The organism is Xanthomonas sp. NCPPB 2922 (genome assembly GCF_041520885.1).
Classification (GTDB): Bacteria; Pseudomonadota; Gammaproteobacteria; order Xanthomonadales; family Xanthomonadaceae; genus Xanthomonas; species Xanthomonas campestris.
The window spans coordinates 13,986-25,572 of the sequence record NZ_JBGOFY010000007.1; the positions used below are offsets into that span (position 1 = coordinate 13,986).

Below are 11,587 nucleotides of genomic sequence, written 5' to 3' on the forward strand. Positions count from 1 at the left end.
TCGCTTCCCGCCGATGCGGCTAAATGGGAGGGTGCCCGGGCTTGCGACCGGGCGAACTGCAGCCACCGGCCTATGCCAGTGATGGGAAGCACAGCAATCCGGCTCAGACGATCAGAGCGAAGTTCGCAATTTCGTACTGACACACGACGCCCTGCAGGCAAAGCGCGAAAACAGCTGCATGACACGATGTGTAGGGCTGCGGGGCTCGCTGATGGCGGCCGTCGTGTTCACGACCGCCATCACCGCAGACTGCGTTGCGATCAACTCATTGCACTGAGAAGAGCAAGACGGCTACTTGTTCGGCCGGGCGATCACCATCGCCGATGGCGCGCTCGCACCTGCCGCGTTGTTGGCCATCACCACGTACGTGTACGCGGCACCATTGTCGACCGCGCGGTCTAGATAGGTGGTTGAGGTGACGTTGCTGCTCACCGTCGTCAATGCCCCCGTGGTGCCGGCGCGGCGCTGCACGGTGTAGCTGGCTGCGGCGCTGACGGCCGACCAGCTCAGCTTGACGTTGCTGTCTCCCACCGTAGCGGTGAGCCCACGGGTTGCAGTCGGTACCTGGCGCGGCGCCAGTGCAACAGATGCAGCGCTGGCGGTCGCGATGTCCGGATAGGCGTTGTTGACCAGGGCAACGAACTGGTTGTGGAACCAGGCGCCGGAAATCGGCGCGCCCGGCATCGCACCACTGAGCACGCCATCGGCCGTGGTGTAGGTGGGGTCGCACATCCGGTCGAAGCCCTTGCCTTCATTATTCGGTATCAGCGTACTGGAACCATCCGACTCACCCGGTGGCTTGACCCATGCATAGGCATCCAGATGCGCGCCCGGCGCTGCAGCGGGCGGCATGCCGATCCCGGCGTTGCTCTGATTGCACCAGTTGCCACGGTGGAGCCGGCGATCGATGCGCCCGGAATTCACATAGGTCGTGATGTCGCTGCCGACTGCCGCAGTCGGGCGATTCGGCCCGCCCCAGCCATTGCGCCCGGTATCGATGATGAAGCCGATCGTGCCCGGCCAGCCCGCACCGACGAATCCGCTATATAGCGCCTGGGTGAAATCGGTCTCGTCAAAATACGGATTCCATTCGTAGTACTTGGCCGATTTGATCGGCTGGCCATTCACGCTCAACTCGGGGTTGGGCAAATTGGGCTCGTTCAACGGCGTGGTATTGGCGGTGTTGGTCACAAAGCCATCGACGCTGGACAGGCCCGCGGCGGTGCCCTGCACCACGCGTGTGTACAGCGCAATGGTCGGGCCGCGATTGCTATCCCAACCCAACCAGCCGGAATGGCCGATATCCAGATAATTGTAGGTATTGGGAATTGCGTGCAGCTTGTTGATCGCGTACTTGATGCCGGCCTCGTAGATGCCGGTGGAGTTGGCCAATGCGCAGCGCATGTCGTTCAAGTTGGTGACAAGGTTGGGCAGGCTATCGGGCTCGATGACATTGACGATGCGGATATCCTTGTACTTCGGGTCGGCAAAGATGCCGGCAATCACGTCGATGTATTCTTTCTTGTAGCGCTCCAGCGCTGCGGGAGTGAGCGGCAGTTCGCCATTGGATGCCAGTGCATGGCAGTCGCGCCCGGGCAGATCGTAAATGACGAAGCTGGCGGTGATGGGTGTGTTGGCCTTCTTTTGCGCCAGCGCCGCGTCCAGATGCGCGCGCAAACCGAGGCGCCCGGCGTTCTTTGAGCCGCCGGCAATCGCATCGATGCGATCGAGCCAGACTGCCGTGGGAGTGTTTTTGACCACGCCCATTTTCGCCTTGAGCGGCACACCTTTCACTTTCGCAATCGATGCATCCACCTTCTTTGCGTAATCCGGATTCACATAACCGGTTGCGCCTACGAAGGGATTATCGACATGCGATTGCGCGGACACCGCCGCGATCAGCAAAGGGTTTGCAACCAGCAATGACAACGCCAGTGTGCGCTTGATGTTGCGACGGATGCCTTGATTGGAACGCATGGTATTCACCTTTTTCCGTGGTTGGTTCTCAGGGATTGCGGATGTTCTTTCAGCACGACCGTGGTGGTATTGGCCTACTCCCATTTCTGTAAAGGCACCCATCGAAGACTCCTTGGAAGGCGATCGGACACGCTCCGCCAGCGCACATCCGCAACGGCGTACGAGAGCAAGACATCAGCAACGCGCACGCAAGGAGGCAGGCCAGATGGCCTTGATCCAGACGAAAACGCATAACGCTCAGCGTGTATCAGGGGCAGGGTACCGGGCCGATAAGCGCGTTCCGGCACTTGCGTGATGAGTGGATGATCTCCAGGGAGCGAGTGAGCGAGCAGCATTGACTGCTGTGCTTGCGAGCGGCGTGACCAAGCTCGCCATGCGCAAACTACGCCGCAGCTGTGAGCGGCGCAATCGCCAAAGATTGCGTTCGGACACAGATCCGAATACCCGCTACACCCATCGGTGCAGTCCAGGCATTACGACACAAATGGATGTGCCAGCACGCACAAAAAACGGCCACATCGCTTCCCGACGATGCGGCCGAATGGGAGGGTGCCCGACGTTTCCGTCAGGCGTACTGCAGCGCCGCATGAAAACGGCGACGGGAAGAACGCGCAATGATCGCGTGGAGAGTCTGGATAGAAGAACATGCAGCACGACGCGGATGCGCGCCATGCCGCATGGGGTGCAGCCGGATCAGAAACGCAAACGCAGGCCCGCGTAATAACGACGCTCGAAGATGTTCTGGTCGTAATAGTGGTTGGTCCACTGCGCGTAACGCCGCTCGCTCTCGCCGGTGAGGTTGGTGGCCTGTGCGTACAGCGTCAGGTGGTCGTTGACGTCGTAGCTGAAGGAGGCATCCAGATAACCGACGTCGTCGTTCCAGATCGCCAGCTCATCGCCCCACGCACCGTTATTGACCTGGCTGAAACGCTTGCTGCGCCAGTTGTAGGCCACGCGCGCCTGCAACTTGTCCTTTTGATACCACAGCACCGCATTGGCCTGGTGCTTGGAGTTGTCGCCGATCGGCAGCGTGTTGCCTTCGATATCGGTGTTGTCGGTATCGGCATCGGAGAAGGTGTAGTTGATGTTGGTGCCGAAACCGCTCAGCCAGCCGGGCAGGAAATCGAAGGCCTGTTGATAGCCGATTTCGAAGCCCTTGATCTTGCCGCCACCGCCATTGACGATGCGCTCCACCGGGCCGCCAAGCCGCACCACACCGTCGGCATCGGGCTGCGGCTCGATGTTGGTCACCGTGGTGGGGAACGACTTCACGTCGATCAGGAACGCGCCCACGCTGACCAACGACGCATCGGAGAAATACCATTCCCACGACGCGTTGTAGTTGGTGGCGCGGTACGGATCCAGATCCGGGTTGCCGGAACGGCCATTGAGGAACAGCACCGCATCGGAGGGCAGCGCGGGGTTACGCGGTGGCGTGCCATTGACCGCATAGAAGCTCACCAGACCGCGACCCAGATCGGGTAAATCCTGGCGCGCCACCGCCTTGTTGTACGCGAAACGCAGTTTCTGCGCGTCGGTGATGTCCAGCGACAGGTTGGCGGTGGGCAGCACGTCGGTGTATTGGCGATTCAGACGGTTGGTACCGATCGCCGGGCTGACGCCGTTCCATTCGACATTGCCGATAAACACGTTGCCGCTGCTCAGATACTGATCGATCGCCAGCTTGGTCTGCACGATGCGTGCGCCGATATTGGCCGTCCACGGCACGGCACTGCCGGTACCGCCTTCCAGATTCGCCAGGAAATACGCCGCCGTGCTTTTTTCGGTGACCTTGTACGAATCGGCGGCCTGCTGGTAGGCCACGTTGCCCGGATACAGGCTGTTGAGATACCCCACCGGGTCCTTCATGACCTGCGGATTGATCGCCGGCAACCCCTGGCTGCCCAGGCCGGTAACCTTGAGCGGATCGAAGTCGTTGAAGTACGCCCAGTAGCCGGGGATGGAATTGAACGGCAGCAGGCGCGCTTCGGACACGCCGCTGCAGGTGTCGGAGATCAGCGGGTCCTTGAAGTAGTACAGCGAGCGGTTGGGGTCTGCGCATGTGGTCGATACCGGCGACAGGTAGCGATAGGTGTCCAGCTTGACCTCGCGCTCGCCATAGCGGATGCCGAACTGGAAGCCGCGCACCACACCTTCGTCGAACTCGAAGGTGCCATCGGCACGGAATGCATCCATCGTCGCTTCGATCTTGTTGCCCTGCGCCCAGGTCGACATCAGCTGCCAGTTGTCCGGGTTGGACACATCGGTGCCCAGGTTGACCGCCGGGTAGGTGCCGCGGAAATCCACCGAGGCATCCACGGTTGGCAAGCCATTGGCGTTTGCCCATTGCGTCACGCCGCCGGCGCGGGTGATCTGATCGCCGCGTGTCACCACCGCATCGGCACGCGCTTCGTCGTAGGTGCGCTGCGCATCGCCATGCACCCAGCGGAACGATGCACGGAACGGGCCGCCGTCATCGAAGCGCAGCTCCAGGTTGGTGTTGAGCGAATCCGAATCGGCCACGCCGGCCATCGAATGCGCCTGGAAGCGGTTGTAGCGGAACTGGCCGTATTCGAGCACGCCGTTGGAATCGACCACCGATCCCGGCTGCAGCTGATTGGTGGCCCAGCCGGTATGCAGCTGCGCGGCCACCGAGGTGTCCTGGTCTTCGAGCTTGGTATAGGCGGCGTCGGCCAGCACCGTCCACGAGTCGTTGATGTTGAACTGAAACGAGCCGTTGACGCCGGTGCGCTGGCGGTCGGTGCTGCGGTTATCCAGTTCGGTGGCGACCCAGTTATAGAAATAATCACGCGGCAGATTGGACGGATCGGTATTGCTGCCGATGCGGCCATCGCCGTTGAAGTCGAAGCCCACGTTCTGCTCGGTGGATTTTTGCGCGCCGTTGGAATACACGCTGGGGTGCTTGTTTTCCAGGGTGGCATCGGAATACGACACCGCCAGCAGGGCGCCCCAACGTTCGGTGCGGAAGCTGGCCAGGCCCGAGTACAACTCGTTGAGTTCTTCCACGCGGTCGCCGTAGGAACCTTCGGCCTGACCGCTGAAGGTCCAGCCTTCGGGCAGATCGAACGGGCGACGCGTCTTCAGCGAGACCGTGCCGCTGATGCCGCCATCCAGATCGGCGGCAGTGGGCGACTTGATCACGTCCACGCCACTGAACAGCGTCGGCGGGATGTCGACGAAATCCGGCTGTGCGCGGCCGATGTTCGGTTGGCCGAATTGGTCGCCACCACCGGCGCTCAGATACAGCTCGCCATTCATCGTGGTCTGCACCTGCGGCATGCCGCGGATATTGAGCTGTGAGCCTTCACCGGCGGAGCGCCGGATCTGTACGCCGGGGACGCGCTGCAACGAATCGGTGATGGTGACGTCGGGCAGCTTGCCGATGTCTTCAGCCGAAATTGAATCGATGATTGCGCGGCAGTGCGCTTGTTTTCGATGGCTTCGGCCTGCGCACCGCGCACACCCTTGACCATGACCTTGTCCAACTCGGTGACACCTGCGCCGGCACTGGCGTCCTGCGCTTGCGCGCCACCAGCCAGCAAGGTCAGTGCGGCCGCGAGCGCGGCGGCCAGCGGTGTATGACGTGTATTCGACAGCAACTTGTTCATGGTCCCCTCCCAGGGATGACAACACTCCACGACCATTTCGAATGGTGCCGCCGGGGGGCGGCACGGTGTGTCTGACGCGTGCAACGCGCCAGTGCGAGCTCCGTGCGGGGGCACGGCATAGCAACTGCAAGGACGCCGCTAGGGACTGCCGCTGGCGGTGCCCGAAGACGGTGCAAGATTCCACCCGCGCAACTGCACGCGCGCGGCGCGCAAGCTGGCTTCGGCCGGCCCGCGAATTTCCACGGTGCGGCTCTCGCCAGGCGCAAGATTGAGATAGTTGTCGCTGTAGTAGGCCGGCAAGATGCGCTGGCCTTGCGCATCCACCAAGGTGAGCTTGGCGCCCAGGGCCACGTGCTGCGAGGGATTCCGCACAGTGGCGCTCAACACCGGCGCATCACCTGCCTGCAGCTGCGTGGTGAGCTCCAGTGGCACCAGCGCCAATGCGTCCAAGCCGCGCATGGCAGCGGCGTCGCGCGCCACCCAGTAGAAATTACGCGAGCGCACCGTGCCGTCGTGCTCCAGCAACTGCAGCCGCACAAAGCCCAGTTCCTTTGCGTCCGCAAGCAATGGCGCCAGCTGCAGCACGGGTGCAGACACCGCCACCGCTGTTGCATCCACCGCCTGCTCGCGCTGTTGCAGTAGGCGGCCGTCGGCCGCATAGGTCTCCGCACGCACACGCAGGCCGCGCACGTCTGTAGTCGTGTTGTTGACCACCACGACTTCGTGGCCGGGCAGATTCATCTGCACGTGCAGCGGCTCGGCGGCATTGCGCACGCCGTAGTACGCGGCGTGGGTGTCGTAATCGTGGCTGTAGATCTGCCACATGTTGCTGGGCCACGCCGGGTGGCTCATCCACAGCAGCCGGCCACTGTTCTTCGTCCACAACTGCGCGTTGAACCCTTCGAAGATGGCGCGGTGGGTTTCGTAATTGAGCAGCTGCGCCTTGCGTTCGAAATCGTCCAGACTGGTTGGTGCGCCAAGCTTGTCGCTGAGCGAGCGCATGAAGCTGGCGGTATCGCCGTTGCCGGACTGATGCCAGTCGTGATACGCCCAGCTGTCACTGATCGGCCATTGATCCTGCACCGCAGGTACCGACGCCTTGAAGGACTCCAGGGTAGAGAACGACGGTGTACCCACTTCCACCGAGAAGCCCTGCGCCAGCTTGTTGAAGTACGCCACCGGCTCGCGATAGTTGTACGGGCCGCTGCCTTGCAGATTCACTTCGTTGGAACTGCCGGTGTACCAGCGCGTGCCATCGAGCGCGGCGACCAGCGCGTCCAGGCCTTCGTTGAGGATCGGCGCGGGAACACCCTCGTTGCGGCCGAACCACAGCACAATTGAAGGATGGTTGCGAAAGCGCGTGATGACCTCGGCGGCATTGGCCAGGAACAGCGCCGCGTCGGCCGGCTCCATGTTGTAGTTCTGCGTGGATTGCCAGAAGTCGTTCAACACCAACATGCCGTATTCGTCGGCCAGGTCGAAGAAGCTCGCTTCTGTGTTCTGCCCCACCCAATTGCGCACCACGTTGAAGTGCGCATCGCGCTGCAGGCGGAAGTACGGCTCCAGGCGCTCGCGTGAGACGCGCTTGCGCCAATCGTCCATGCCCCAATTACCGCCCTTGACCGCAATCCGCACACCGTTGATGCGCAGCACCAGATGCGGGGCCAACGTACTGTCATCCAGCTGCGTCACCGCTGGCGACGCGAGTGCGCCGGGATACAGCGATTGCGCATTGCCACCGGGCACCGGGCGAATGGCGGCGTGTCGCACATCGACGATGCGCTCGCCACGCTGCCGGGCCTGATTGAGATCCACCAGCACACGACGCAGTGCGCCACGTTCGTCGAACAACGACAGCTCGTAAGTGACCTCGCGAATACCGAACCGCAGTTGCTGCAGATCCGACTGCGCACCGCCCGCTGCGACACCGACCTGCAAGGTGTACAGCGATGGTTCGCCATACCCATTCGGCCACCACAGCCGTGGATTGGTCACCACCAACTCCGGCGTATCGGCGGCGGTGAGTGTGAGCGTGGTGCCGCCCGCAGGCACGTTGACCTCACGCTGGATACGCACATCACCGAAGGCAAGCTGCACTGTGCCCTGCACCGCAGCGCCGCTAGTGTTGCGCAATGGCACGGCAATTTCCAGCTCGGCGCGGCGATGGTCGCGCGCCAGTTTGGCGGTGACCACGTGCGTGTCGCCGACCGCGAGCGGGCCGGTGGCATGCAGCTGTACGTCCTGCCAGAGCCCGGCATTGCGGTCGCGCACGGCCGGGATCCAGTCCCAGCCTTCGCTGGCAATGAAGGTGGGCCCATCCAGTGCCTGCATGCCACCGTTCTCGCCAACGCCGGCGGTCATCGACTGCTCGTGCGCAATGCCCGGATGCGGCGGCGGCGAAACACGCACGGCAATCGCATTGCGGCCGGGCGTGAGGTAGCTGCTGACATCGAACCGCCCACGCGCGAAGGCGCCACGCGTACGCCCCACCTGCACGCCGTTGACCCAGATCTCGCCGGCGTAGTTGATGCCGTTGAACACCAGTTCCAGGCGCTTGCCCTGCGTGCTGGCAGGCAGCTCGAACGTGCTGCGGTACCACCAGTCCTGGCGGCTCAGCGATTCGGGAATGGCCATGTTGTTGAGGCCGACATCCGGATCTGGATACACGCCGCGATCGACCAGCGTGGTGAGCACCGTGCCCGGCACCGTGGCCACATGCCATGCGCTACTGGAAGGTGCAGCGCCACGCGACAGCTCGGCACCACCACGCGTGCCGAGGTCAGGCGCAGCGGCCAGCTGCCAGCCGCCCACGCGCCATGACAGCGCATCCAGCGGCTGCAATGCGGGCGCATCGGTGACGGGCTTGGCCACCGGTGCGGAGAACGGTGCGGCGCTGCGTGGCAGCGTGGCGGCCGGTTGCGGTTCGAGCTGCCCAGCCATTTGTTTGGTCTGCACGCGCCAGCCTGGCGACGCATCTTCGAAGCGCTGCAACACTGCATTCGGCGCGTGACGTGCCTGCTGCGCAATAGCGGCTGCATCGAGCGCACCGGCGCGCGCGGTGAAATTGGCGATGTCGCCACCGAAGTGCAGCGACGCGGCATCGGCCGGCACGCGTGGGCCGAAGACCAGCGCCGGCGCCACCGCACGTGACACGCGCGTGCCACTGGCCACCTGGCGTCCATTGGCATACAGCGTCAGCCGTGCACCTTGCGCCACCGCTGCAATTTGCGTCCACGTACCTACCGGCAACGCCTGTTTGCTGCGCAGCACGGCATCGCCTTGGGCAAAACCAAGACGGCCGTTGTCGATCACGAAGAAAAGCCCGTCGCCGTGCGCATCACCTAGACCTGCAATGCGCACGGTACCGGGCACGTCCATGGCAGGACGCACCCAACCGGACACACTCCAGTCTGCGTCGGCCGCCAGCATCGGTGCATCGGCGGCCAGCGTCTTGCTCAAGCCAACGCCGCCTGCGAGCACGCGCACGTCATAAGGACCGGGCGGATCGACCTTGGCGGGTGCAGCCTCCACTGCAGTCCAGCCCACGCAACCACACAACAGCCACAGCGCTCCACGGCGGAACGCCTTGCGAACCATCAGCATTAGAGGCCTCTCCCAAGCTCTACTGCCAAGCAACGGTGAACATCGCTGACGCGATGTTGCCCGTAACTGCCGCCCCTGTTTCGGTTGCCACGGTGCGAGGTAACGTTACCCCAGGAGGATATCGACAACAACCGTTCTGCGTTAGGGTTGGCGCACCCAGGAGGAGGGAATCATGCGAAACCTGATCCAGTCCGCATTACCGGCAGCGGCGCTGCTGCTGTCTTTGAGCGTTATTCCTGCTGTTGCGCAGCCATTGCGCGTGCAATCACCCACTGCACGCACGCAAGTGGAGTTCACGCTGAGCGAGGGCGGCATTCCCACCTATCGCGTGCTGTACCGCAACAAAGTAGTGCTCGACGATGCACCGCTTGGACTGGATCTCGGCCGCAACAACAAGCTCGGCCACGGCATGACCGTGCAGGGCAGCAGCAGTGAAGATCACGACAGCCGCGTGACGCTGACGGTGGGGAAAACCCGCCAGGCACGCGACCACTACCGGCAGCTACGTGTGCAGTTGGTCGACGCCGCACAACACCGGCTTGAGATCGAACTACGCGCCTACGACGATGGTGTCGCACTGCGTTATGTGCTGCCCAAGGCGGGCAAGCTCGAGATCCGCAACGAACTCACCAGCTTCGCGTTTCCACGTGATTACCCGTGCTGGACCTTGAACCTTGGCCGCTTCGGCACCAGCCACGAGGGCGAATACGACGCCATCGCCGCATCGAAACTGCGCCCGCACAACCTGCTCGAACTGCCACTGGTGTGCCAGACCGATGCACAGGGCACGACACTGGCGATTGGCGAGGCCAATCTGCGCGATTACGCCGGCTTGTATCTCACCGGCCGGGCCGATGGCGGGCTGGGCGTGTCGGCAAAGCTGTCGCCACGGCTGGATCAACCCGCGCTGGCGGTGAGCATCGATGCGCAGGGCCGCGACTTCGCCACACCGTGGCGCGTGATCATGCTCGGCGACACGCCGGCATCGCTGATCGACTCCAATCTGATCACGCTATTGAATCCGCCGCCGGCCTTCGATGCCAGTTGGGTGCGCCCCGGTAAATCGGCGTGGGATTGGTGGTCGGGCAGCCTGGCCGGTGGCGTTGCACAGCCTGGCATGAATACCGCCACCATCCAGCGCTATATCGACCACGCGCATCAGTTGAAGCTGGAGTACATGCTGATCGATGACGGCTGGTATCACGGCAGTACCGGCGATGGGCAATACAACAGCGATGCGGACATTCGCCGCCCGGTGGAACAACTCGACCTGCCCGGCCTGGTGACGTATGGGCGGCAACGGGGTGTCGGCCTGTGGCTATGGGCGCATTGGCGCGCACTGGATGCGCACATGGACGAGGCGCTTGCGTGGTATCAGCAACTCGGCATCAAGGGCATCAAGGTCGACTTCATGGACCGCGACGACCAGCAGATGGTGGACTTCTATCACCGCCTGCTCGCCAAGGCCGCCGAACACAAACTGCTAGTGGATCTGCACGGTGCCTACCACCCCACCGGCCTCACCCGCACCTATCCCAACTACCTTACGCAGGAAGGCGTGCTCGGTGCCGAGTACAACAAGTGGACCACGCGCATCACCGCCACGCACAACCTTACCCTGCCCTTCACCCGCATGTTGCTCGGGCCGATGGACTACACCCCTGGCGGATTTCGCAACGTGCGCCCGGCCGCGTTCAAGCCGCAGCACATCGCGCCACAGGTGATGACCACGCGCGCGCAGCAGCTGGCGATGTATGTGGTGTACGAGAGCCCGTTTGCGGTGGTGTCCGACAGCCCCGAGCAATACGAAAACGTGCCCGCAGCGCAATTTCTGCGCGATGTGCCTGCCAGCTGGGACGAAACCCGCGCGATCGAAGGCGCGATTGGCGAGCACATCGTGCTGGCGCGCCGCAGCGGCAAGGACTGGTATGTGTGTGCGATGACCAACGAACAGGCGCGCACGCTGCAAGTGCCGTTGACGTTCCTGGACAAGGGCACCTGGACAGCGACGATCTATGCCGATGGCGCAGCGCCCACCGAGGTGAACATCGAAACACGCAAGCTGACTCGCAATGACATATTACAGCTACAGCTGGCGGCAAGCGGCGGCGCGGCGATCCGGCTGCACAAGAAGTAGTCGTGCCGCGGCACTATCGTGAGCAAGGCACGTGTGCGCACTTCGCCACGTGCACGCTGGCGCGCGCCGGCATTGCGGCCGCATTGTTATCGCGCTGATTTCGGCCGCGAGGGATTGCGACGCGGCCGTGTCAGCTACGAGCGAAATTTTCTCAGTGCAACGGACGCTGACAAGCGTTGTAGCGGTGTATTGGCCTCGGCGCCGATGCAAGCTTACGAACACCGCATCGGGACACGTGGGC

General features: G+C 63.0%; 3 protein-coding genes and 1 pseudogene. 1 reads left to right on the top strand and 3 read right to left on the bottom strand.

Features of this window, described 5'->3' with window-relative positions:
• Positions 1 to 291 precede the first annotated feature (291 nt).
• The 3 genes and pseudogenes from ACD584_RS10215 to ACD584_RS10225 all read right to left on the bottom strand — a co-directional run bounded on the left by ACD584_RS10215 (position 292) and on the right by ACD584_RS10225 (position 9,209).
• A complete protein-coding gene (locus ACD584_RS10215) occupies positions 292 to 1,923 on the bottom strand; it encodes a glycoside hydrolase family 6 protein (RefSeq protein WP_175611862.1) in 1,632 nt (543 codons plus the stop codon).
• A gap of 747 nt (positions 1,924 to 2,670) precedes the next feature.
• Positions 2,671 to 5,606: pseudogene (locus ACD584_RS10220) on the bottom strand (TonB-dependent receptor).
• 138 nt (positions 5,607 to 5,744) lie between these two features.
• Positions 5,745 to 9,209: a glycoside hydrolase family 2 gene (locus tag ACD584_RS10225; RefSeq protein WP_076037070.1), complete on the bottom strand. Its 3,465-nt coding sequence runs from the start codon at positions 9,207 to 9,209 to the stop codon at positions 5,745 to 5,747.
• A gap of 172 nt (positions 9,210 to 9,381) precedes the next feature.
• Between ACD584_RS10225 and ACD584_RS10230 the strand changes: the two genes are divergently transcribed.
• Complete coding sequence (locus ACD584_RS10230; RefSeq protein ID WP_076037071.1) at positions 9,382 to 11,346, top strand: glycoside hydrolase family 97 protein; 1,965 nt, start codon at positions 9,382 to 9,384, stop codon at positions 11,344 to 11,346.
• Positions 11,347 to 11,587: the final 241 nt, after the last annotated feature.

Excerpts from the sequence above, each read along its gene's own strand:
- ACD584_RS10225 (WP_076037070.1), bottom strand. The coding sequence starts at position 9,209 with ATGCTGATGGTTCGCAAGGCGTTCCGCCGTGGAGCGCTGTGGCTGTTG.
- ACD584_RS10230 (WP_076037071.1), top strand. The coding sequence starts at position 9,382 with ATGCGAAACCTGATCCAGTCCGCATTACCGGCAGCGGCGCTGCTGCTG.